The sequence below is a fragment of the Legionella massiliensis genome (assembly GCF_000756815.1).
GTDB classification, from domain to species: Bacteria; Pseudomonadota; Gammaproteobacteria; order Legionellales; family Legionellaceae; genus Tatlockia; species Tatlockia massiliensis.
Map to the genome: position 1 here is coordinate 644,066 of NZ_CCVW01000003.1, position 24,571 is coordinate 668,636.

The following is a 24,571-nucleotide window of genomic DNA, read 5'->3' on the forward strand; positions in this document are numbered from 1 at the left end:
ATTGCTTTTAGCCTCTTATATACTCCGTTCCCAAAGACGTACGTCATGTCGAACGTAGAGAGACATCTCCTGAGTGTAGCACTGTGCTAATTCCGGAGATCCCTCACCATGTTCGGGATGACGGGGCTTGCCCCAAAGGGGCTGGGGCGCTCTGGATGACGAAATGTAGGGGATATTTAAACCATTTATACGAGACAAGAATTTGAAATGTATACAAAACTCTAATCTAAAAAACTATCTGGCGATAATCCTGTTCTCCCTCCTGATACTACTACCAGGAATAGCCAAAATGCCTGTTATTGACAGAGACGAGGCGCATTTTGCCCAAGCCAGTCGGCAGATGATCCAGACAGGAAATTATTTTCAAATCCGTTTTCAGGATAGAACTCGCTTTCAAAAGCCGCCGGGAATTAACTGGTTACAGGCTATTTCTGTCAAACTTTTTAGTAATGCTGAGTTGAATAGCATTTGGCCTTATCGCCTTCCCTCGCTAATCGGCGCTTTAATTTCCGTTTTGCTAACTTATTTCTTTGCGCGCCGCTTTATTAACGATACTGCGGCCTGTCTTGCCTCGGGACTATTAGTTTGCACCTTGCTACTTGTGGTTGAAGCCCATATGGCTGTTATTGATACCTCTCTACTGTCCTCTGTCCTCATTATGCAAGGCGCCTTATGGGTAATTTATCAGGAGGCTATGGAAAAGCGGCAGGCTCATTGGGGATGGGCGCTATGTTTTTGGCTGGCGATGGCTTATGGCTTGGTATTGAAGGGCGTTACACCCTTGGTCGGCCTGTTATCGGTTGTGACTCTGGGCTTAACTGAGCGTCGTATTGATTGGCTTCGCGGGTTGCATATTGTTAGTGGTTTCCTACTCTTTTCCTTGCTTAGCCTTAGCTGGGTTCTCTTGGTTAACCATGCCGAACATTCCAATTATCTAATGCAAATGATTCACAAAGATTTATTGCCTAAATTGCGTGGTGGCCATGAATCACATGGTAAGCCGCCGCTGTTTCATTTAGTCATTTTACCCTTGACTTTTTGGCCGGCTTCGTTGTTTTTGTGGCAAGGTGGAGTCTATGCATTTCGCAATCGACATAGCCAGCTGGTTAAGTTTTTATTGGCTTGGATCTTGCCGACATGGATTTTTTTCGAGTTAATGCCGACCAAATTGCCACAGTATGTGTTGCCAACTTTCCCAGCTATTGCCCTGCTTTGTGCTTTGGCAATTACTAAGTCTGATAAGACTGAAATGCCTGGAAAATGGCTAGGCTTGCTACAGATTCTTTGGGCTGTCTTATCGGTCGGTTTAGCCCTGGCACTGGCAAGCCTACCTTATCTGCTGATGGGACAATGGACTGGAACAGGCATTATTCTTTTAGTGGAAATAACACTCCTAACCTTTGCTGCAGTCTATTTTGCCAGGCGAGGGTTATATCAGCGTGCAAGCAGAACTGTGATGCTTCTTGCCCTAATTAGTTATCCTCTGATTTTTACCAGTTTACTTCCCCAATTAAAGCCACTATGGCTAACTGCAAATTTAGCGAAACTTGTTGCTAAGGATAAAATTTCAAATCAAAAGCCCTTACTTGTTGTTGGTTTTGATGAGCCTAGTCTAGTATTTCATTTGAATACCAAGCAAGTACAGTTTGTGAATGCCCCAACCGCGAAACAAATTATACAAACAGACCCTTCAAGGATTGCAGTGATAAAAGCTGCTGACTTTGAGACCTGGCAGAATGAGCCTGTTGACTTAGCCATTTTGGCGCGGAGCAAGGGATTCAATTATAGTAAGGGAAAATGGGTAGAACTTTTTATTGTAGGACGGAATAATGGAGAAAACTAACAAATCACCCTTTGATCGTTTTTTTGCCTTTATGACAAAGCCAATGGTGATAATCCCTTATTTTGCTTTAATTATTTTATTGATGCTTTATTGGGATAAACCGCTGTCCTCTTATCTCTTTCATGCCGATATGCGGGCTCATTTACCCTTTTTGAGCTATCTAACCCGATTTGGTTTGGGCGTTGTTTATTTTTCTGTCTTTCCTGTTTTGATATTTTTTTTCCGCTATGTCAAAAAACACCCCGATTGGGAAGCAAAAATATGGTTTTTACTGCTTAGCCTATCCATATCGACAGCGATTTGTGTCGTCATCAAAATAGTTTTAGGACGTGCTCGACCCAATATGTTTTTACAAGGTGATGGACAATTTTATGGCTTTTATGGTTTTCAGCTGGACTCCCATTTCTGGTCTTTTCCATCAGGTCATACCACAACAATGATGTCCGTTGTCTTAGGCTTGGGGATTCTTTTGCCGCGCTATTTCACACCCTTGTTGCTTTTAGGCATAGCCGTGGCTTTATCGCGAGTATTATTGACTCACCACTACCTTAGTGATGTTTTATTTACTTCTTATCTTACTTTAATAGAAATTGGCTGTTTACTTTATGTTTTAAGATCTAAATCTTGGCTAACACCTGTTTGGAGACATACTGTATAATGTCCGGATTTTGGCTGCTTAGGTAATATAGATGCGCTCAAGTCATTTACACGATTTGTCTGTGGTGATCCCTGTTTATAATGAAGTGGATAATGTTGAAGAGTTATATAAGGAAATTGAGGCTGCACTTCCGGCTGAGCGTTTTCTTTATGAGGTTATTTTTATAGATGATGGCAGCACAGATGGAACGGTTGCCCGTTTGCAAGAACTTGCGAAAGTACATGCTAATCTGCGAGCCGTTTTTCATAAACGTAACTATGGTCAAAGCGCTGCTTTAGTGAGTGGAGCTAGGGCTGCGCGCTATTCTATGTTAGTCACCCTGGATGGTGATGGTCAAAATGATCCTGCTGATATTCCACGATTATTTGAGCAGTTGCAGGATTCGCGTACGGTTGTTTTGGGAAATCGTAAGAAGAGGGATGATAATGGCTTACGTAAAATTTCTTCGCGTATAGGTAATGGAGTTCGCCGCAGTCTGCTGAAAGATGAATGTCCTGATACAGGTTGTAGCTTAAAATTATTCCCAAAAGATGCTTTTTTGACCTTACCGCATTTTAATCATTTGCATCGATTTCTACCCGCCTTATTTAAGAGAGCAGGTTATAAGCTAGTGAATTTACCTGTTAATCATCGTTCGCGTTGGCACGGCGTATCTAAATATGGTGTGATGAATCGGTTGTTTGTTGGAATACATGATTTAATAGGTGTACGTTGGTTGTTAAAACGTCCTTGTGCACCGGAGGTTTCTACTCATGAAAAATGAATATCTTTGGTTAGCAATTGGTTTAATCGGGCAGGGAATTTTTTCTGCGCGGTTTATCGTACAGTGGCTGGTTAGTGAAAGAGAAAAGAAGAGTATTATCCCCGTCGCTTTCTGGTACCTGAGTTTGTTAGGCGGCCTTACCCTGACGGTTTATTCTGTCTATAAGCAAGATCCCGTTTTTATCTTAGGTCAGTCAACTGGTGTTTTTATTTACGCGCGTAATCTCTATCTAATCCAGCGCGAGAGAAGGGCTTCAAGGTTGCGTACAGAGAGTTTAGCTAGAAGATAGAGCGCTCAAATCCAAACTTTCATGTACCCGAACGGATACGAAAAGTGTAATAGGGCCACGTCCCCCCACCCCGTCATCCTGAGCGCAGCGAAGGATCTCCGGGATTGGCACTGTGCCTCACTCAGGAGATCCTTCGCTGCGCTCAGGATGACGTGCTATGTAAGGGTGGCTACGTTTTAGTAAAGGTATAACCTGCAACAGCCTGATGACTTTGCGGATCCTCAATAAATTGTATCTTGGTTAAATGGTTAGTTTGAGCAAAGAGATCGACCCAAAAAGGAGGGACAGGGGCTTGCCAAATCAGTATCGCCTTCCCTTGGGGCAATACGGGCTGAGTGGCTGGATGTAAGAGCCAACCCTGCAGATTCGGAAAATTAAGCATTAGATTACCAATCAGCCAATGCGAGTCAGAGACAATGAATTTCAGTTGCTGTTCATTGTTTTTAATCACCTGGACAAGCTGTTGATAGGGAAATTGATTTCGTATCTTGTGCCCACTGTGACTGCGATAAAACAAAGCGATGAACAAACAGCATTGAACAAGAATGCAAACTCTTAAAAATGATTTGACTCTTTTCGCCAAAGCCTCCTCTTCCTTAACCTGTCCAAAAAACAAAAGTGGTGATAAAAACAGGATTGGAATTAGCCAACGTGTCTCAAAGTTTTTAATTGCCGCAAACAAAAGTACCACGATAAGGAAGGGGATAGAGATAAGGTGGTAACGATAAAGCAGGGTATTCGCGGAAAACTGTTGCCCTAATCTAAATTTAAAAGGAAAGAAAATGCGGGCGACAAGAAAGTTTGGAACAATAAAAAAAATAATGGCCATGATTAACTCAGCAAAGCCATACCAGGGTTGTTTATCCTCAGGGGTTAATTTATAAACGCTGCGAAAACCAAGACCAAAATGATGCTCTAACCAAAAGATATAAGGGCTGGCTATAAGCAAACTCACAAACAGAGTTAACAATAGATAGGGACTCAATAGTTTGGCGCGAAATTCCGCAATAGAGACAGCACTGATGAATAAAATTGCAAAAAATAACAAATAGTTAAATTTGGAAAGAAAGCCTATCCCAATAATACAGCCTAAGATTAGATACCAGGATAGTTTTGTCAGCCGAGAAGGGGCGATAAACCAATACCAGCTAAGACAAGCTGTAAATAAAGCTAATACGGAATGAGTATTGTCTTTAATCAAATCAAGGCTAATAGCCGGAATCAGAGCCCAAGCCAAGGTAGCACACCAGGCTAAGCTAAGCGTTTTGCAGTGCAATCGAGAAATCTGATGAAAGGTATAAAGGCAACCAAAAAGCAGGATAGATTTTAGTAAGGCAAGACTAAGTAAACTACAGCCAAAGATATGGAAAAAAGTATATTGCAACCAGGTATACAGTGGTGGCTGGTCTGGATAGCCCGGTAATAACTGCTGTGCCATAACCACCTGCTCTGCTTCATCTAACTCAAGCATTTGGCCGCGGAGGAAAATACGAAATAATAAAATAAGAAAAGCAAAAAGGAATAAGATAATTCCAGGATGCTCAAGCCAGGACTGTTGGGCTAGCTTTGTTTTATAAGTCATTTCTTGGATTATAAGAAAAGCGACAGTATACAATAGAAATGAGTTGAATCTTAGTCCTTGTTCGCGAAAAGCCAGATTTTATGAATGAACAGAACCGTCATTGCGAACGCAGAGAAGCAATCCAGAGGGTTGAGTCCCTAACCATAGATTGCTTCCTCACTACGTTCCTCGCAATGACAGGACTGGGTTTAGTTAATTCGTAACAGCCTCAGGTACTGCGAAAGGCACTAGCTCATCGGGCTTCTGAATACTTTGAGGAGTCTTAAAAAACCTGCAATATTCCACAACCTGAGATTTTAATTCCGTAGGCAGCCCAGCTATGAGAGTATCTTGAGGTTGCTTCTCCAGAAAGCCTTGGAAGGAAATAAGGAATCTATTCCTTTCTAGAAGTTCCTCTATTTTTCCCAGCATTTCTTGAAAGCAAGGATCCCAGGTACATAGCGCTGTTTCCAGTTGCTCAAGATTCTGTATCTGGCAAAGCGAAAAGTTTGTTTCAAGTACAGCTAAGAGGGTTTCTACAACGTTTCCAACTCGAGCGCTTTGCATAGATTTATCATCAATGGGCCAGATAAATGTATCTTTAGACTCTGACAAAGCTTGAACTAGATTAAATCGCTCAGGATCCCTTGAGTTAGCAGCAAGGTAAGCTAAATTCTTATAGTTTTTTAAAGGAAAAATATTGTTAAGCCATTGAATACTTTCAACTGTTCCCTCTGTAACGAAGCTATTAACAAACTCTTCAACATCAGCTAATAATTCAGGGAAATCAAAATTAGTTTTTAGCCAATCTAAAACGGGAATACTACCCATTCTGGCAGCAGTACAAGCAACCTCACAAACTGACAATTCGTAATTTTTAGCTTTTAACCAATCTAAAAACTTGGTATTACCTAATATAACTGCAACATTGATACTAATAATATTGGTCTTAATAAAATAGCTAGCATCTAAGAGCTCGCGAGCATGGATGAATATCCAGTCTAAATGCTCAAACTTTCCCAAAGCCACGGCATAAGTAGCAATGTTTGCACCATAACGATCTTTCCAAAGTAAACTCTCTTGCGATAAAGGCTTATCCCAGAAGCTCGGATCTCCTAATACTTGTATCTGCCAAGACTCAGTTAATTTCAACATGCCAGTTGCTAAGAACGGCTTAAGTCTCGTAAACAAAAGTTGATAATCTATATTTAGGTTTTCGTCCAATAAGGATTCGGGAACTCCTAACTTTAGAACTTCATTGCGATAATCAAGCACTTCTTCTCGACTATACATGGCTTATTCCTTTGCTTAATGATTTAAAACAAGGCGATTATGCGATCTTAGTCTTAAGAATTTATTGAGGACTGTACGTAAAAAATGAAAATGGGTTATTCGCTATAAGTCTGAAGTCTCTGACTTAGTTTTTCTGCGCGTTGCAAAATAGTTGCTGTAAACGGGCTTTCTGCTATGTGGGTTTGAATTTTAGAGATGAGTTTTTGAGCTTCTTTGCGAACTAAGGCTGCTGAGAGCATAGCTTCTTCAGCCATCTGTACTATGTGACGCGGAAATAAACCATCAAAATCATATTTATTGCCCATCTTCATTGCCATTTTAGTTGCCAGGTTAGGGTAGTAAACCGTTGAAATCAGATCATAGAAGGGTGCAAGTCTGGTTTGTTGCCCCTTATAAATAAAAGAAAAATTTTTTCCATGAGCGTCATTGTTGCCGATAATGAGGTTAAACAAAACACCCTGTAATAATTGTTTGATATCGACGACAGGAATGCTTGAGCTAGCTCTAACTAGCTGAAAGCAATCGCTAATTCCTGGGCCACCCTCTCGTTGATATTTCATTTCTGAGTTAATGCCCATTGCCTGACAAAAGTCTTCCTGATGTAAACGTTGAATCCCTTTTTCTGTTTTAACTCTGTCGTAGCGTTTTACTAAAAGATAGGCTGTGTCATCAGCCTTATGCATCGATGCTTCGGCGGTATTCAAACCAATTTTACGGGCTAAGCCCAGGCAGAAGCATTCGTTTTCAATCAGAGAAGGGTAGTTTCTATTTATCGGTTTTAAGATATGAGTACTAGGGGCGCCGTTCATGGGAATTGCTATATGGCCGTCAATAAGAGCAACAGCTAATTTATCTTGTGCTCCAGCAAGGGATAGACGTATCCCATCTTCGCCGGCTAGCATCGGTTTTTGGCGCATGGTTTGTAAAATGTTGAGCACGGCATTGTCATCAATCAAATGATAATCGGGTTGTAAACTGCTAGGAGACAGAGATTCAGGAAGCAGGCTTACCGCTCCTGCGCATTCACCACCAATAGCAGCTAATAGGGCAAAATCATTTTTTCCACTAATACCTAATTGTCGGGCAATGGAAATACGTAAATGGGCTTCAGGTAACAGTCCATTGAAAAAAGGATGGCATTGTTTGGCGCTATAGGCGGTCTTTTGCAGGGGTAGTGAGAGTGATAGTGGTAGATTATTTTCATTTTCCAGATAAACCTCATTGTAAATGAAGGTCATATCACCATAACTATCAATGCTTAATTGCCCCACCAGGATTTGGTTGAGATAGACGTCCAGTTTATGGGTCTTCAATTTCTATCTCCTTATGGGATAAATGGAGTTGGATACCAAGAATTTGTAGCACTTGTAGCACCTTCCCCACCTGACAAGTCGGTTTTCCCTTTTCCAACTCGATAATAAAACGCAAGCCCGTGCCTGCGGTTAAAGCTAGATCACTTTGAGTAATACCCAGCTTTTTACGAACATTGCGAATAGTTTGTCCTATATGTTCTGTTGATTGAATCATAATTCGTTTTTTTTATTCCCGTACGGTAACTTTATACAGGCTTTGATGAAAAATCCAGAGAAATATTCCCTATCGGGAACAAATCAAGGATTTTCTTTCTTTATCGGAATAATGTTCCCTATCGGGAATATTGCTATGGCCTCATCCACCCACGATTTATCCCTTCGCCCAGAAAGGGCATAGGCGTCAAGCTAAGTTTCCGATGCCTACGTACCGCGCTTAATGCGCGGTATCCAGGAGTTCAGAGTGGCGAATTAACATACAGCTGGATGCCGCGGACAAGCCGCCCACAGGGTGGATGAGCGGATGGCAAAGATCAATAAAACAAGGTATTTGTTATTTTCCTCCGTTTTGTCGATAATGCACGGATTTGTTTTCGAGAAGTCTATGATTATATCGGTTTATGGAGCGGGATATGTCGGATTGGTTTCTGCTGCCTGCCTGGCTAAATTAGGCCATAGAGTAATTTGTGCGGATATTAACGAGCAACGCGTAGCTATGCTTTTAGAGGGAAAATGCCCGATTTATGAGCAAGATCTGCCTGAATTGTTGATAGAGCAAAGGCTGAGTGGGCGACTTCAATTTACTGCCGATTTGGACTATGCAATTAAGGAAGCCAATGTTCATATGATTGCAACAGGGACTCCAAGCCTTGCCGATGGTAGTGCGGATTTATCTCAGGTCTTTGCAGTGGCCTTAAGAATTGCTCAAGAGGCAGGGGGGGATGACCTAATAGTAACTAAATCAACTGTGCCAGTAGGAACAGGAGATAAAATTCAAGCCCTTGTTGATAAAGAATTGGCGCGCTGTGCTAAAGATATAAGGCTCAATGTTGCCTCAAATCCTGAGTTTCTAAGAGAGGGCACGGCTGTTTATGACTTTATCAATGCAGACAGAGTGATTATTGGCGGCGATCAGCAAGCCCTGGATGTTCTCAAAACAATCTATCAACCGTTGACAGAACAAGAGGTTCCAGTTTTAACAATGAGTCGCCGTTCTGCAGAGCTTACAAAATATTCAGCTAATGCTATGCTGGCTTGTAAAATCAGTTTTATGAACCAGATTAGCCGACTTGCGGATAAGTTAGGCGCAAATATCGACGAGATTCGTGAAGGTATCGCTCTGGATCATCGTATTGGACCTCATTTTCTCTATGCCGGAATTGGCTATGGTGGTTCTTGTTTTCCCAAAGACGTTCAGGCTTTGGTTCACACTGCCAAAACTGTCGAGATAGATACCAGCCTATTGGACGCTATCGAAACAATAAATCATTCGCAAAAGAATTGGGTTTTTGAGCAACTCTCGAAACATTTCAATTCTAAACTGACGGGCTTGACAGTAGGTCTATGGGGTTTATCATTTAAGCCCGGTACCGATGATATGCGAGAAGCCAGTAGTCTTGTGGCTATTCAGGCACTTTCTCAGTCTGGTGTTAAACTTAGGGTTTTTGACCCAGTGGCAATCCCTGCTGCGCAACAACTACTCGATAGTGACCTGGCAATCAGCTGGTGTGATACAGCGGAAGCTGTATTTGAAAAACAATTAGATGCTTTGGTTATTGTGACTGAGTGGCCGCAGTTTAGGAATTATGATCTTGGGCTTTTAGGGAGCCAATTGAATGGTGCGCCGTTATTTGACGGTCGAAATTGTTTTGAGTTGTCTAGGGTGATTGCAGCCCAATTACCTTATTATTACTCAGTAGGGCGGCCAGCTATTATTGGATCTTCTGAATAATCTGACTGCGCATCATGATCTAAGGAGTGTATTTACGTGCAAGTGAAAAAAGCTGTTTTTCCAGTAGCAGGCTTAGGCTCTCGTTTTTTGCCAGCGACTAAGGCCAATCCCAAAGAAATGCTACCGATTGTGGATAAGCCATTGATTCAATACGCAGTGGAAGAAGCAGTTCGTGCAGGTATCAATCACATGATTTTTATCACAAGCTCAAGTAAACGAGCAATTGAAGATCATTTTGACAATCATTTTGAATTAGAGACACGCTTGCAAGAACAAGGTAAGGAAAAATTGCTCGAGTTAGTAAAAAGCGTATCGCCACCAGGAATTCAATTTACTTATGTAAGGCAGAATCAACCCTTGGGATTGGGACATGCTGTGCTTTGTGCCGAGCACGTAGTTGGTGATGAACCCTTTGCTGTTTTACTTGCCGATGATTTAATCGATGATTCTAAATTACCTTGCCTATCAGCAATGACTGAGCATTTCGGGCGGGATAGGCAATCTCTATTAGCAGTGCAGCCTGTGCCTTGGCATGATGTAAATCAGTATGGTGTAGTTCGAGTGGTCGATGCACTGACAAATTACTCGGCAATCCTTGAAATGATTGAAAAACCCCAACCCGAATTAGCACCATCAAATCTTGCTGCCGTTGGTCGTTATGTATTCACACCCGCAATTTTTGCCTGTCTTAGGCAAACCCCTGCAGATTATCGCGGAGAAATTCAGTTGACTGATGGTATCCGTCGTTTGTTAAACGAAGAACCGGTACAGGCCTTTCAGTTCCATGGCAAGCGTTATGATTGTGGTTCGAAGTTGGGATATCTACAGGCAACAGTTGAATTGGGAATGAAACACTCAGAAATTGGCGCTGCTTTTACGCAGTATTTGCAATCTTTGAATTAGAAGGTTTTGTAAGTCTCCCAAAAGCTGTCCCTACATTCCGTCATCCAGAGCGCAGCGAAGGATCTCCGTGATTAGCACGGTGTTTCATTTACCTTCTGAATTCCCGCGGCTTGACCGCGGGATCTGCCAGTGCAAATGATCTAAACGCCACGGCCAAGCCGCTGTGATTCGGAATCGGAAAGGATAAGATTCATAAGTTGACTTGAATTGGGGACACTATCTCTGGCAATATGCTGGGCAGACTGAAATTCCAGTGAGGAACTATGAAAATTCTAGTTGCAGTGAAGCGAGTGATAGACCCCTATGTCAAAATCCGTGTTAAGGGAGATGGTACCGGGGTAGATAAGCAAAATATCAAAATGTCTATGAACCCCTTCGATGAAATTGCCATGGAACAGGCAATACGCTTGCTAGAACAAAAAATCGCAACAGAGGTCATTGCCGTAACAGTGGGTACTGAGGCGAGCCAGGAAACTCTGCGCCAAGCCTTAGCCTTAGGTGCGAATCGTGCAATTCTGGTGAGTACGGCAAAGGAACACTGTAGTCTGAATATCGCAAAAATTTTGCAAAAAATTGTCAATGATGAAAAGCCAGATTTGGTCTTGATGGGTAAGCAAGCCATCGATGGCGATAATAATCAAACTCCCCAAATGCTTGCTGCCTTGTTGGATTGGCCCCAGGCAACCTTTGTTTCTGGCTTGACTATGAATGGTGATTCTCTGGAGGCAGTGCGCGAGGTTGACGGTGGTCTTGAAACCTTGGGTGTTAATTTACCTGCTGTAATAAGTGTGGATCTACGTTTGAATGAACCCCGCTATGCCAGTTTACCCAATATCATGAAAGCAAAGTCAAAGCCCCTCACGATGATTGCCTTGGAAACCATGGGATTAGAGCTCAAAGAACATATCGAAGTGCTTTCAGTGACTGCGCCGCCAACACGTAGCGGCGGGGTAAAGGTGGATTCAGTCGAAGAGCTAATTAATAAATTAAAACATGAAGCCAAAGTGCTTTAGCAGGGAGGACATTATGAGCACTTTAGTAATTGTTGAACACAATAACAAGCTAATGCACCCAGCAACACGCAATACCTTTGCTGCTGCCTTGCAATTAGATAAAAATCCCGTGTTACTTGTCGTTGGTCATGAGTGTCAGGCGGTTGCAGCACAAGCAGCAGCTATGGCTGGGGTACATGCGGTTTGGTTGGTCGATAGTCCTTGCTATGCCCATCCCATCGCTGAAAATATTTGTGATCTTGTGTTGTCCATGGCTTCTTCTTTTTCCGCAATTTTGACGCCGGCCTCTACCTTTGGTAAGAATTTATTGCCGCGCATAGCCGCAAAATTGGATGTAGCACAGGTTTCAGATGTGACCCGTATTATTGATTCAAATACTTTTGAGCATCCTATTTATGCTGGAAATGCAATCGAAACTGTTAGGGTTTTGGATAAGATTAAAGCACTGACTATTCGAACTACAGCCTTTGATGCAGTCCATGACGAGCAAAGTTCTTGTTCTATCGAACATATTGATAAAGCAATTTCAGGAGCTAAGACTCGTTTTATCAAACAGGAATTAAGCCGTTCTGAGCGTCCTGAGCTGGGTAGTGCCAAAATTGTAGTTTCTGGTGGACGGGGTTTACAAAACGCTGAGAAGTTTAAATTAATTGAAGATCTGGCTGATGTTCTTGGCGCAGCAGTAGGTGCATCAAGAGCGGCTGTTGATGCTGGTTTTGTTCCTAATGATTATCAGGTTGGTCAAACAGGTAAGGTTGTTGCGCCAACCTTGTATATTGCTGTTGGTATTTCCGGTGCAGTTCAGCATTTAGCGGGAATGAAAGATTCGAAGGTGATTGTTGCAATCAATAAGGATGAAGATGCGCCAATTTTTCAGATTGCCAGCTATGGTTTAGTGGGTGATTTGTTTGAATTGGTTCCTCAGATGATTGAACAGTTAAAAACTGCTTGATATTAAAGTGAATAAAGGAAGATGCTATGTTTGTTGGAGTTCCAAAAGAAATTAAACCACAGGAAAATCGAGTCGGTCTTGTTCCTGCAAGTGTTAGAGAAATTATTCGGGCTGGAAGTTCGGTTTTAGTTGAGACAGGCGCAGGCTTAGGTATTGGCATTAGCGATCAAGAATATCATGCTGCAGGCGCTGAAATAGTAGCCACTGCTGATGATATATTTGAGCGTGCTGAACTCATTGTAAAAGTAAAAGAATTGCAGCCAATTGAGTGCCGGCGTCTACGAGAAGGGCAAACCTTATTTACCTATCTGCATTTAGCTCCCGATCCCCAACAAACACGGTTGCTCAAAGAGTCTGGGGTAACAGCAATTGCCTATGAAACAGTGACACAAAATGATGGTGGCTTGCCCTTATTAACACCGATGTCCCAGGTAGCTGGGCGTATGTCTATCCAAGCTGGCGCACATTGCCTTGAGATGGCTCAGGGAGGAAGTGGAGTTCTATTGGGAGGTGTTCCTGGAGTAGCTCCTGCCAATGTGGTGGTAATTGGTGGTGGGGTAGTTGGCACTAATGCTGTACGTATGGCGATGGGAATGGAGGCTCGAGTTATTGTCTTGGATAAATCTCTTTCTCGCTTACGTGAACTCGATTTTCAGTTTGGTTCAAAATTAAATACTATCTACGCAACAGTCGAGGCTTTAGAGCATTATGTCGCTGAGGCTGATTTGGTTATCGGTGCTGTACTGGTTCCAGGTGCTGCTGCGCCGAAACTGGTAACCCATGCGATGCTAAAAACAATGCGTCCTGGCTCTGTTGTTGTTGACGTAGCAATCGATCAGGGGGGATGCTTTGAAACAAGTCGTCCTACAACACATCATGAACCCACGTATGTTATTGATAACGTTGTTCACTACTGTGTAACCAATATGCCTGGCGCAGTACCAAGAACCTCAACCTTCGCTTTGAATAATGCGACCCTACCTTTTGTATTGAGCCTTGTGACCAAAGGTGTCAAATTAGCTCTGCTTAGTGATGGGCATTTGCTTAATGGTCTCAATGTTCATAAAGGTATGATTACCTACGAAGCTGTCGCTCGTGATTTAGGCTATGAATACGTTGCTGCAACGGATGCTTTAGCGAATTAAGAGTAGGGTCTTCGTGCACCTTCTCCCCAGGTCTGGGGAGAAGGGAAAAATTAGTACCGTAGCCTGGATGCAGCGAAGCGCTGAGTGATCCTGATATTTTTTTAATCAAAGTATCATTTAGATATCTATGTGAGCATTAATCAGTTACTTTGACTTATATGTGTGTCGTTCCCGCGTAGGCGGGAAACCATTTCTCAAAGTGGTTCCTCACTTTGTTTGCACGATGGTTTCCCGCCTACGCGGGAATGACATACAAAAAAACAGATAGAACTTATATGGCACATGCTTTCTGTTTAAAAAAATGCCAGGATTCCTCAGAGCGAAGCGAAATCTGGGAATTCGAAGGCAGTATCTACACAAGTGTAGCCTTGATGCAGCGCAGCGCTGCATCAAGGCTACGTTTGATTTTTCTGTGTAGATACCTATGGGGCGATGCCGCGGGGCGATACTATTGGTTGATGCCACAGAATGAAGGCTGTTCTTTAGAGGAAGCACGCAGCGCCGTCTTGTAAAAATCTTGGAGAAAGTTCAATTTTGAGTCCAGGTCGAGAGAAAAAATGGACTTTCCTGGGTACGGAGTGATCTCTTACGCGTTTTCCCTTCTCCCCAGACTTGGGGAGAAGGTGCCCGAAGGGCGGATGAGGGGGTTCTGCTGCGAAGTTCATTCTGATATCAGAACAAATTTTCCTGATCTTGCGGGGCCGCCATTGCTTGATTCTCTGCGTTTTCAACCCGTTGGTTCTGATAGGGACTTTCATAGCGATTGTCATAAGGAGAAGAGGACGAAGAAGAATCTTCCGCTGAAGGGATATCCTGTTCACGGAAGAACTCAACAATAGCATTGGATTGGTTGTTTCTAGCAAGTAAACCACTGCTTGGATCAATTCGCACTGCGACAACATTCTTAGGTGGAGTTAGCTCTTGCTCTGAGGTGTTAGACAAGGCGATTTTCATAAAATCTATCCATAAGGGCAGGGCAAGGTTTGCTGCATACTCATGCAAGGACTGTGGTGTATCAAAGCCAATCCAGGTTGTAACAACAAGATCTGAGTTAAAGCCAGCAAACCAGGCATCAACCTGATCATTCGTTGTTCCTGTTTTACCTGCTATATCCTGGCGATTTAATACTTTAGCTGCATGTGCTGTACCGTGCTGAATCACATCCTTCAACGCGGAGTTCATTAAGAAAGCAACATCTGCAGGAATCACACGAGGAGCCTGAGTTGCCGGGTCGACCTTTGTTGGGTCGCAGTTCTTGCACACAACAACTGGTTTTGCCTGTAACAGGGTTTTTCCATCATTGTCTGTAATATGGTCGATGAGATAAGGCTCGATCTTATAGCCGCCATTTGCAAAGACCGCGTAAGCAGTAGTCAAGTCCATAGGGCTGACTGATAAGCTTCCCAAGGCTAATGAAAGTGCTTTTGGCAGGCTTGCTTTTCGGAAGCCAAAACGACTGATAAAGTCGATTGCATAATCAAAGCCGATATCATCTAAAACGCGGATCGACACTAGGTTGCGTGAGCGCACCAAGGCCTCTTTAAGCCGAGTTGGACCATTGAAGGTAAGGTTGTCATTATGAGGACGCCATAAGCCTGCCTGGCTGGGATCATCAACCACAATCGGCGCATCATTGACTAGGGTAGCCAAGGTATAGCCTTTATTGAGGGCAGCAGCATAAATAAAGGGTTTAAAGCTTGAACCCGGTTGTCTTTCAGATTGGGTTGCTCGGTTAAATTTACTCTTTTGGAAATTAAATCCACCCACTAAGGCTTCTAGGGCACCGTTATTGGGATTTAAAGCAACAAGCGCTGCTTCAACTTGTGGAATCTGAGTTAACTGCCAGATATCTTTTTGGTTGCGAATATAGACAACATCGCCCACAGTAACAACCTGGCTAGCTTTGCGGGGTGCTTTACCCATCCAACCATTTTTCAAGGCAGGTCGGGCCCAGGATAGACCTTCCCAGGGGATAGTGATTTTTAAGCCACTATTAGTGACCGCGGAAGCGTCTTTTTCACCAACTGTTTCTATCACGGCGGGCTCAAGGCCATTAATGACTGGATATTGAGCAAGCGCTTTTTGTAAGGCTTCAGGAGCTTGGGTATCGATCTTGCCTATATTCGCTACAGGTCCTCTGTAACCGTGGCGACGGTCATAGGCAATAAGATTGCTAGTAACAACGTCATTTGCTGCTGTTTGCAGCGGTCCTTTAATGGTTGTATATACCTTGTAACCCTTTGTATAGGCCTTCGAGCCAAAGTGTTCGTACAAGGATTGGCGAATCATTTCCGCAACGTAGGGGGCATTAACCTTAATGTTGGCGCCATGGTATTTTGCGGTAATTGGTTGATTGATTGCCTCTTGATATTCCTGTTCTGTAATAAATTTTTCTTCAAGCAAGCGTTCAAGTACGTGATTGCGACGTTTTTCAGCTGCTTTAGGGTTAGTGATTGGGTTCTGGGTTGATGGTGCTTGCGGTAAACCGGCGATCATTGCCAATTCGGCCAGATTTAAATCTTTCAGATTTTTACCGTAATAAACCATTGCAGCGGCCCCGACACCATAAGCGCGGTTACCTAAATAAATTTTATTCAGGTAAAGCTCAAGAATTTTTTCTTTGCTTAATTCTCTATCAATTTTAATGGCTAATAAGATTTCATTAAATTTACGTAAGAAGGTTTTTTTACGGGTTAGAAAGAAATTACGCGCAACCTGCATGGTAATGGTACTGCCACCTTCCGACTTTGTCCTGGTTTGTAACATATGAACAGCCGCACGGCCTAAGCCCATAATATCAACCCCAGGGTGTTCAAAAAAGCGCTGATCCTCAGTCGCTAAAAGAGCGTGCACCAGCATAGGGGGAATCTGGTCATAAGTTAGAGGGATACGTCTTTTTTCACCATATTCTTGGATTAGCAGACCTTCTTGGGTATAAATACGCAAAGGCACTTGCAAATGAACTGTTTTGAGTGATTCTACACTAGGAAGTTGGCTTTCAAGATATAGATATAGAAAGCTAACGCAAACTAGGAACAGAAAGAAAAGGCTTATTAGCGCCCAGAAGCCTTTGCGCCAGAAATATGCTGGTTTTGTCATGAGGAGAACGATTTATTTATTTAAAGGTCGAATAGCCGATTATAGCGCTATTTAATAGTATTTTGCGAATTATCCCCTTTTTTCTTTTCCTCGAAACTAAGCTAGGCTTAGGACCCCTCATCTATTCTACTAACACCATCTCCCCGAAAAGGAGAAGTTTTTCCCTTCGCCCCTCTGGGAAGAAGGTGCCCGCAGGGCGGAAGGGGTTGCCGATTTGAAGTTTTTCAAAGGGGCTGGGGCACTCAGGATGTAAGCTCGTTTTTTACTGAATTTTCTTTTGCTGCTTCCTCAGGACTAACAGGTTTTACGGTTGGATTTATAGCCGTACCACCGGCAGTCCCTTGTCCCGGAAAGAAGTTAAAGCCATAAGGACTACCGAACATTGGAGAAACAAGCATTCTTTGTCGTATTTGGCTAATCTTTGTCTCTTCAAGTAGACGGATTTTTTCTTTTAGTTGCGCAATTTCTTCTTGCGCTTGCACAAGCGCTGATTTGGATTGATGCAGTTCTTCCAGGGTTTGTACCTGTGTAGATTGAGATTGGGATAATTCCTTTGTGGTTTGAACGAGCGCTGATTTGGATTGATGCAGCTCCTCCAGGGTTTGTACTTGCGTAGATTGAAATTGGGCTAATTCTTTTTTAGTTTGAGCGAGTGTTAATTGGGATTGATTGAAATTTTCCAAGGTTTTTACCTGTTCAGCTTGAGAATGGGTTAGTTCTTCTTTAGTCTTAGCGAGTATTAATTGAGATTGATTTAGCTTTTCCTGGGTCTGTGCCTGCTCAGCTTGAGAATGAGTTAACTCCTTTTTAGTCTCAGTGAGTTCTAGTTGGGATTGATTTAACTTTTCTTGAGTTTGTGTTTGCCCAGCTAGAGAAAGGGTTAACTCTTCCTTAATTTGAGAAAGCCTTGCTTCTGAAAGTGCTAACTCTTCCTTGGTTTTGGCTAGTGTAATTTGAAGTAGGGCTATTTCTTCTCTAACCTGGCTAAGATTTGCTTCCAATTCGCCAATATGGCCTTTTGCTTTTCCAAGTTCTTCCCTTAGTTGTTTTTCAACTTTCTGTGCTTCCTCCAATTTAGTAGTTAATTCATCAGTCTTTTTTCTATAAAGCGGATAACCAACAATGGCTTGATGTTTTTCCATGTTTCCAGCAATAAAGGCCGCGCTATTGAACTCTTCTGCGGGAAACACATCAGGTGATTTAATCCAACGGTTGAGAACACCACCTGATTGACAGAAACCACCTGCCCAACCACCATATAATGAACCAAGGATCTTGGCTTCTTTACCATCGTAATGAACGGTAATCGTGTCAGTTTGGACGGTCTTTAATAGCAACTTGACGTCATCGAGAAGATTGGTCAAGAGTGTCTGCACTCTTTGATAAGACTCGCTATCCAGGGGTTCCTCTTTGTCTACAAGTGGTTTAACTTCCTTAATGACATGGAGAAAATAGTCAAACAAAGAGCTTCGTCTGTAATAATCTCGACTTGATGTCGCTTCCTTAGTGATTGCAATAAGAGTTTGTTCTAATTCAGCATGTGGCTGTTTTAGCATGGCTTCAAGGGAATATTTGTTCTTAGTGTGAATTTCGTTATAACCAGTGATAACAGTAATCATTGAATTAACTAGGTTTTGCAAACGTGACATAAAAACTCCTTGTAGTCGGTGGAAAGGGGAAGGAAATCATTCTTCCCAGCAAACCAATATATTGAAATAATACTAAGAGTGCAAGCCTTGCACAGATAGATAAATGAGAGATCTTAAGTTTAATTTTCAAGCGCTTAAAGAAATCTATCTTTTTGTAAAACGATCAGCTAAGATTGCTACCGTTGTTAATTCTTAGACATGGAAAATAAGTTTTATCAACGCTAAATAGTCCAAAATCGTCGTAAAGTTAATGGAGAAAATGGAATGCTTAAGTGGTTCAGGCCAAAGTATTGCTTATTTCTAGGTATAGATATCAGCCCAACTTCTATCAAAATTCTTGAAATTTCTTATTATAAAAACCAGTATTGTATCGAAAATTATGCCTATGTACGTTTAGCCTCCGATGATAGTAGAGCTAAGATTATCGCAACAATTAAGACTCTTTTATCTCAACTAAACTCAACAGTTAAGACTGCAGCTATAGCAGTTCCTGATGTTACTGTAATTAGCAAAACGATTCAGTTGGCAAATAGTTTGAATGCCATCGACGTTGAAAAACTTAGTTTTTTGGAAGCTAATAAATACCTGGCAGGGAATATTTATGTTGATTTTTCTATTATCGGTCCGAGCGAAAAAAATGTTGCCATGATGGATGTTCTGCTGGTTGCTGCTAAGGCTGATAAGGTAGACAAACGAATAGAATTATTCCGAGAAGCGGGACTGGATGTCAAAATTGTTGATGTTGAATCTTATGCTATTGCCTCCGTAATAAATCGATTGTCAGCTGAAGATAAGTACAGAGTTGTGGCTCTAACTAATATTGGCTTTGAGATCTTAACTGTAACTGTTTTTGATAATGAAAAAATTATTTATAGGCAAGAAGAGGTTTTTATTAGTGAAAATCATGAGAAAGAGCTAGATAGCAATAGAATAAAATTGCATATTAAAAATCAAGTGGAGTTATTTTTTTCTACTAGTTCTTATGATTTTATTGAGTGTATTTACCTGACAGGTGAAGTTGGTGAGTTAAGCTTCCTTGTTCAAGAAATTCAAGATCAAATCGGAATTCCAGTAAAAATTGCTAATCCTTTTTCAGAACTAAAAATTTCAAAAAATATTAAATTAAATGAATTAAAAAAAATAGCTCCTTCACTCACACTTGCCTTTGGTTTGGCATTAAGGCTAGCCTATGAGCATTAAAATTAATTTACTACCTTGGCGAGAAATTCGTCGAAAAGATGAAAAGAAAAAGCTTTTACTTTCTTCATTGCTTGGATTGAGTTTTCTGACAATTATTTCTTTATTGGCAAAGTATTATGTAAACGGGCTTGCTGAAATACAAATGAATTCTAATCAGGCACTAAGAAATGAAATAGAAATTCTGAATATCATGATAAATAAAGTAGAAAAAATAAAAAAAGAGAAATCCGATCTACTTGATAGAATTCTGCTGTTACAAGAATTAGAGAATAGTTCTGTTTTAGTCATCCATTTTTTCGATGAGCTTATCAAGTTAATACCTAAACAAATCTATTTAAGCCGGATAAAAGGCATAGGGAATCGCGTGATTTTACAAGGCTACTCTGATTCAAGCCACTCAGTATCTCTGTTAATGCAGAAAATAGAAAATAATCCCTGGATGCAAGCTCCAAATTTAATTGAGATTAAAAATGAGGAATTACTGAAAGAAAATAACAGTTTTAGCATAAGTTTTACTCTCAAATCAAAACAAGCGGATAATCTGAGTTTATGAATATGATTAATCTGAATGAATTGACCTGGGATAATTTTCAGCAATGGCCTAATTCACTCAAATATTTTGTGATAACTATGTTAGGACTTGTGCTTTCGGCGATTTTTTATTTTCTTGGTGTTAGCTCAAATTATTATTACTACAAAGACTTAGTTAATGAAGAAGTTGGTTTGAAAAATGAATTTGAAGAAAAGCATAGAATAGCCAATTTAGACGCTTATAAAGAGCAATTGTCGATATTGAAAAAAACGAATGAAAGCAGACTAAATAAATTGGTAAAAAATAATGAAATATCTCTTTTATTAAATGAGATTTCTCAATTGGCAATATCCTCTGGTTTGGTTTTTGAGTTTTTTGCTCCTAAAGAAGAAGAAAAAGATAAATTTCCTAAAGAATTGACCCTCACTCTGATCGTGATTGGAAAGTATCACAACATAGTGATATTTTTAAATGGTATTTCTACATTTAAAAAATTAATTTATTTTGAGGATTTTGAGATAAATAAAAAAGAAATTAACGGAAATAGCAAACAATTAAATCTCGAACCAATTAATCTTTTAAGGATGAAAGTTAGAGTAAAAATTTATAAGTACTAATGTTACCTAAGTCCAACTAATAAAAAAAACAAAAGATGAAAAAATATAAACTATTAATAAGAATTCTAGGCATTTTGATAATGTGCAGCCAAGCCTATGCTGATTCTGATATTCATACCTATATCAAAGAGGTAAAATCGCGTCCGAGGCAATTGCCCGAGCCAATTCCCTATTTTGAGCATTTGGCAAAATTTTCATATTCAGGCCGGGATAGCTACCCAAGTCCTTTTCAGCCACGATTGCAAAAAGACGACTCTAAAAATGCTGCTAGTAACAGGACAACTCTACAAAACTCCTTAAAACAAACTCCTCTAGAATCCTTAAGATTTGTCGGCCTAATGAAGACGCAATCAAAAACCTTAGCACTGATCAGTTATCCAGGAGGTGAGCTATCTGGTGTTGTTATTGGGGATTTTCTTGGTACAAATTCTGGAAAGATTGTTGAAATTTCGGAGAACTATCTTCGCGTTGAAGAATCCAGTCTTATCGCAGGAAAAAGGGAAAAAAAGCTCAAGGATATTTATTTAATAGACGCTAATTAGGAGTTGGTTTTGTTTAAGATTAATGGAGTGCTATTTTTGGCCTTAGTGTATGGTTATTTATTTAGCAAACCTGATTTTGCTATTGCCCATGGAATTCCAGGCTTAGTTCAAAAAGAGGGGAATAAAAATAATCAGGTCCGATTAGAACAACAAGACCTGAATCACAAACGTATTTCATTAAATTTTCAAGACATTAAAGTCAGGGCTGTTTTGCAATTATTAGCTGAATTTACTGGAATTAATATGGTAGTAAGTGATAAAGTAGACGGCAGTATTACGTTGCGTTTAAATGATGTCCCTTGGGATCAGGCTCTGAGTATTATTTTGACAACCAGATCTTTAAGTAAACGAATAGTAGGCAATGTCATGCTTATAGCTCCAGCTGAAGAAATAATAGACCGCGAGAAAAAAGAATTTAATGTTCGGTCCGATCTTGGAAATCTGATGCCACTTCGTTCTGATTTGATCCAAATAAATTACGCGAAAGCGCAAGATATAGCCATCTTATTGAAAGATCAAAATACAACACTTCTTTCTCCTCGAGGTAGCATAAGTGTGGACAATAGAACAAATACAATTTGGATGCAGGATACTGAACAACAAATTGAGCGAATTAGAAAATATGTGGGACAGGTAGATCTGCCTGTTAAGCAGGTTTTAATAGAGGCGCGTATCGTCAATGTAACTAAAGATTTTGCCAAGGATTTGGGGATCCGTTTCGGAGTATCAACGCCGAGGCATCTAGCTGGCAAATTAAGGAAGGCTAATCTCTTGCCCCAAGACCTTATACCTGCAGATACAGTTCCTCTGGCTGATCGATTAAATCTCGATCTTGCTGCGGCACCCCTTGCAGTTTCTCCCGCATCAGTAGGGATTGCATTAGCTAAATTGGGAAATGGCATCTTACTCGATTTGGAGTTATCTGCTCTTGAAAGCGAGGGGAAGGGAGAAATAGTTTCAAGTCCTAGGTTGTTAACGACTAATCAACAAACAGCCGTTATTGAATCAGGGGAAGAGATTCCATATCAGGAATCAACCGCAAGTGGGGCGACAGCTATTGCATTTAAAAAAGCGGTGCTAAGCCTAAAGGTGACACCACATATTACACCTGATAGTAAGATTTTGATGGATTTGCATATCAGTCAAGATATACCATCATTAAAGGTTTTTAATGGGGTCCCTTCTATTTTAACTAAGGAAATTCAGACCTCGGCTCTTGTGGATAATGGGCAAACGATCGTATTGGGCGGTATTTATAAACAAAATAAGCACAATGCGGTTAATCGCGTTCCTTTTCTGGGTGAATTACCAGTTGTAGGTGGATTATTTAGGAATAAAGCAACTAACATTCGAAATGAGGAGTTGCTCATTTTCATTACTCCTAGGATAATAACCAGCAATTTGTCTTTAGGCTTAGAAAAAGGAAGGGGACAAGCGGTTGCAGGAGGTGTTGAGTTGGATAAGTTTGGTAATCCAGCTATGGAATTGGGCAATCAGGTTCACTAGGTGTTGTTATGTTTTGCAACAAATAGACTCTAGGGCCTGGTTTTATTCTTAAGCTGCACTACGTTAATCAAACCTGGGGTTTGTTGGCTCCATGTTTCAGTTCAAGGGGTATGTAATTAAAAATGAGCATAGTTAAAGTACGAAATATATTTCTGATAGGGCCGATGGGAGCAGGTAAGAGCACAATAGGCCGTACTTTGGCAAAGGAGCTCAAGCTTGAGTTCTATGATTCTGACGAAGTGATAGAAGAGCGCGCAGGAGCTGATATTTCCTGGATTTTTGATATCGAAGGAGAAGATGGATTTCGTCGTCGCGAGCAAAAAGTAATTGATGAGTTAACCCAAAAAACCAACATTGTATTAGCGACTGGTGGCGGCGTTGTAATGACACCTGAAAATCGAAATGCGCTAGCAGGCCGAGGCACAGTAATTTACCTAAAAACTTCTTTACAACAACAATATGAACGCACAAAGCGTGATACCAAACGTCCTTTATTGCAAACAGATGATTTAGAGGGACGGTTGGAGACCTTGCGCGATGAGCGGGAGCCATTTTATGACGAACTGGCTGATATCAGTTTTGAAACGGATAAATTAACTGTCAAAGCAGTAGCAAATAACATTATAAAATATATCTATGGCGAAATTTGATTTATACCAGGAGTTAGATATTCGCCTGCCTGGGCATAGCTATCCTATCCTTATTGGGCATAATGCATTAACTGACCCTGATGAACTTCGTAGGTATGTGCCTTCTAGGCAAGTGCTGATTGTAACTAATAATACGATTGCGCCGCATTATCTTAAGTATCTCCATACAGCGTTCGAAGACAGACAATGCGATACCGTCATCTTAGAAGATGGTGAGGTATATAAAAACCAGCAAAGTCTGTTTCAGATTTACGATGTTCTAATTGCAAAACAGCATCATCGTGATACCACTTTAATTGCTTTAGGTGGCGGCGTCGTGGGTGATATTACTGGCTTTGCGGCTGCTACATATCAGAGAGGGGTGTCTTTCATACAAATCCCAACCAGTTTATTAGCACAAGTCGATGCCTCCATAGGTGGAAAAACAGCAATTAACCACCCACAAGCTAAAAATATGATTGGAAGCTTCCATCAACCCAACGCTGTAATCATCGATTTAGATACCTTAGCCACCTTACCAGCTCGTGAGTTTCGAGCCGGTCTTGCTGAAATTATCAAGTATGCTTTGCTAGCTGGAGGGGCGTTTTTGCAATTGGTTTATAGTGCCTTGCAAGAGGGCTTAGCTAACAATAAGTCTGACAAATTGGCCGAGATCATTAGCCAATGTTGCCAAATTAAAGCCCAATATGTCCAGGAAGATGAGCGTGAAACAGGCCAGCGTGCTTTACTCAATCTCGGCCATACCTTTGCGCATGCGCTTGAGGCCTATACTCACTATAGCCGTTGGCTTCATGGTGAAGCTGTATCAATCGGACTATACTGCGCTGCCTTATTATCGCAACGACAGTTAAAAATAGATGAGAAAGATTTGTTCTTAGTCGATGAGATGCTGACTATGGCTAAGTTACCACGTAGAATTCCTGGAGATATTGACCTTTATGAGTTGCGTGCTTTAATGTCACAGGATAAAAAAATTAAAAATAAAAACTTGCGCTTCATATTGATGAAAACGTTTGGCAACTGTTATATCGAAAATCAGGTGTCAGAAGAGGATTTGCGTTTATCTTTGCAAAGTGCAGTTGAAGGAGATTAGCG

At 41.2% G+C, this 24,571-nt stretch carries 22 protein-coding genes; 16 read left to right on the plus strand and 6 right to left on the minus strand.

Annotation, left to right across the window (positions count from 1 at the left end; all coding sequences use genetic code 11):
- Nucleotides 1-289: 289 nt before the first annotated feature.
- Genes BN1094_RS14265 through BN1094_RS14280 form a run of 4 tightly spaced genes read left to right on the plus strand, consistent with a single transcriptional unit; the run spans nt 290 to nt 3,553 of the window.
- A complete protein-coding gene (locus tag BN1094_RS14265) occupies nt 290-1,843 on the plus strand; it encodes an ArnT family glycosyltransferase (protein WP_044011756.1) in 1,554 nt (517 codons plus the stop codon).
- On the plus strand, nt 1,830-2,501 hold the full coding sequence (locus tag BN1094_RS14270; protein WP_044011757.1) for a phosphatase PAP2 family protein: 672 nt from the start codon (nt 1,830-1,832) through the stop codon (nt 2,499-2,501). Before BN1094_RS14265 ends, BN1094_RS14270 begins: the two co-directional genes overlap by 14 nt.
- 31 nt (nt 2,502-2,532) lie before the next feature.
- Entirely contained in the window at nt 2,533-3,264 is a 732-nt protein-coding gene (locus BN1094_RS14275) for a glycosyltransferase family 2 protein (RefSeq protein ID WP_044011758.1), read from the plus strand.
- Nucleotides 3,254-3,553 carry a lipid-A-disaccharide synthase N-terminal domain-containing protein gene (locus BN1094_RS14280; protein WP_044011759.1) on the plus strand — a complete coding sequence of 100 codons (300 nt, stop codon included), beginning with the start codon at nt 3,254-3,256 and terminating at the stop codon, nt 3,551-3,553. The genes BN1094_RS14275 and BN1094_RS14280 overlap by 11 nt, the downstream gene beginning before the upstream one ends.
- Before the next feature lie 169 nt (nt 3,554-3,722).
- Here the strand turns inward: BN1094_RS14280 and BN1094_RS14285 are convergent, their stop codons facing one another.
- From BN1094_RS14285 to BN1094_RS14300, 4 genes are all read right to left on the minus strand, one after another.
- Nucleotides 3,723-5,135, minus strand: a complete 1,413-nt coding sequence (locus tag BN1094_RS14285) for an ArnT family glycosyltransferase (protein ID WP_044011760.1) — start codon at nt 5,133-5,135, stop codon at nt 3,723-3,725.
- A gap of 192 nt (nt 5,136-5,327) precedes the next feature.
- Complete coding sequence (locus BN1094_RS14290; protein ID WP_044011761.1) at nt 5,328-6,407, minus strand: hypothetical protein; 1,080 nt, start codon at nt 6,405-6,407, stop codon at nt 5,328-5,330.
- Nucleotides 6,408-6,502: 95 nt separating this feature from the next.
- Entirely contained in the window at nt 6,503-7,720 is a 1,218-nt protein-coding gene (locus BN1094_RS14295; protein WP_044011762.1) for a type II toxin-antitoxin system HipA family toxin, read from the minus strand.
- Nucleotides 7,707-7,934 (minus strand): helix-turn-helix transcriptional regulator, encoded by a 228-nt coding sequence (locus BN1094_RS14300; RefSeq protein WP_044011763.1) that lies wholly within the window; start codon nt 7,932-7,934, stop codon nt 7,707-7,709. The genes BN1094_RS14295 and BN1094_RS14300 overlap by 14 nt, the downstream gene beginning before the upstream one ends.
- A 387-nt stretch (nt 7,935-8,321) precedes the next feature.
- Between BN1094_RS14300 and BN1094_RS14305 the strand changes: the two genes are divergently transcribed.
- The 5 genes from BN1094_RS14305 to ald all read left to right on the plus strand — a co-directional run bounded on the left by BN1094_RS14305 (nt 8,322) and on the right by ald (nt 13,681).
- Nucleotides 8,322-9,668 (plus strand): UDP-glucose dehydrogenase family protein, encoded by a 1,347-nt coding sequence (locus BN1094_RS14305; protein ID WP_044011764.1) that lies wholly within the window; start codon nt 8,322-8,324, stop codon nt 9,666-9,668.
- Nucleotides 9,669-9,704: 36 nt separating this feature from the next.
- The gene (galU, locus tag BN1094_RS14310; RefSeq protein WP_218054620.1) at nt 9,705-10,571 is read left to right on the plus strand and encodes a UTP--glucose-1-phosphate uridylyltransferase GalU; all 867 of its coding nucleotides are present in this window, start codon (nt 9,705-9,707) and stop codon (nt 10,569-10,571) included.
- Nucleotides 10,572-10,834: 263 nt separating this feature from the next.
- A complete protein-coding gene (locus BN1094_RS14315; protein WP_044011766.1) occupies nt 10,835-11,584 on the plus strand; it encodes an electron transfer flavoprotein subunit beta/FixA family protein in 750 nt (249 codons plus the stop codon).
- Between the two features lie 13 nt (nt 11,585-11,597).
- The gene (locus tag BN1094_RS14320; RefSeq protein WP_044011767.1) at nt 11,598-12,536 is read left to right on the plus strand and encodes an electron transfer flavoprotein subunit alpha/FixB family protein; all 939 of its coding nucleotides are present in this window, start codon (nt 11,598-11,600) and stop codon (nt 12,534-12,536) included.
- A gap of 26 nt (nt 12,537-12,562) precedes the next feature.
- Complete coding sequence (gene ald, locus BN1094_RS14325; protein ID WP_044011768.1) at nt 12,563-13,681, plus strand: alanine dehydrogenase; 1,119 nt, start codon at nt 12,563-12,565, stop codon at nt 13,679-13,681.
- A gap of 672 nt (nt 13,682-14,353) precedes the next feature.
- Here the strand turns inward: ald and BN1094_RS14335 are convergent.
- The gene (locus BN1094_RS14335) at nt 14,354-16,780 is read right to left on the minus strand and encodes a penicillin-binding protein 1A (protein ID WP_081935162.1); all 2,427 of its coding nucleotides are present in this window, start codon (nt 16,778-16,780) and stop codon (nt 14,354-14,356) included.
- 242 nt (nt 16,781-17,022) lie between these two features.
- A complete protein-coding gene (locus BN1094_RS14340) occupies nt 17,023-18,429 on the minus strand; it encodes a coiled-coil domain-containing protein (protein ID WP_044011770.1) in 1,407 nt (468 codons plus the stop codon).
- Between the two features lie 264 nt (nt 18,430-18,693).
- Here BN1094_RS14340 and pilM point away from each other — a divergent pair, with 264 nt between their 5' ends.
- From pilM to aroB, 7 genes are all read left to right on the plus strand, one after another.
- A complete protein-coding gene (gene pilM, locus BN1094_RS14345) occupies nt 18,694-19,629 on the plus strand; it encodes a type IV pilus biogenesis protein PilM (RefSeq protein ID WP_044011771.1) in 936 nt (311 codons plus the stop codon).
- A complete protein-coding gene (locus BN1094_RS14350) occupies nt 19,619-20,182 on the plus strand; it encodes a PilN domain-containing protein (RefSeq protein ID WP_044011772.1) in 564 nt (187 codons plus the stop codon). The genes pilM and BN1094_RS14350 overlap by 11 nt, the downstream gene beginning before the upstream one ends.
- The gene (locus BN1094_RS14355) at nt 20,179-20,778 is read left to right on the plus strand and encodes a type IV pilus inner membrane component PilO (RefSeq protein WP_081935163.1); all 600 of its coding nucleotides are present in this window, start codon (nt 20,179-20,181) and stop codon (nt 20,776-20,778) included. Before BN1094_RS14350 ends, BN1094_RS14355 begins: the two co-directional genes overlap by 4 nt.
- A gap of 35 nt (nt 20,779-20,813) precedes the next feature.
- A complete protein-coding gene (locus tag BN1094_RS14360; RefSeq protein WP_081935164.1) occupies nt 20,814-21,320 on the plus strand; it encodes a pilus assembly protein PilP in 507 nt (168 codons plus the stop codon).
- 9 nt (nt 21,321-21,329) lie between these two features.
- Nucleotides 21,330-22,826 carry a type IV pilus secretin PilQ gene (locus BN1094_RS14365; protein WP_052403313.1) on the plus strand — a complete coding sequence of 499 codons (1,497 nt, stop codon included), beginning with the start codon at nt 21,330-21,332 and terminating at the stop codon, nt 22,824-22,826.
- Nucleotides 22,827-22,948: 122 nt separating this feature from the next.
- Complete coding sequence (gene aroK, locus BN1094_RS14370; RefSeq protein ID WP_081935166.1) at nt 22,949-23,476, plus strand: shikimate kinase AroK; 528 nt, start codon at nt 22,949-22,951, stop codon at nt 23,474-23,476.
- Nucleotides 23,463-24,569, plus strand: coding sequence for a 3-dehydroquinate synthase (gene aroB, locus BN1094_RS14375; RefSeq protein WP_044011775.1), 1,107 nt, complete (start codon nt 23,463-23,465; stop codon nt 24,567-24,569). Before aroK ends, aroB begins: the two co-directional genes overlap by 14 nt.
- Nucleotides 24,570-24,571 lie beyond the last annotated feature (2 nt).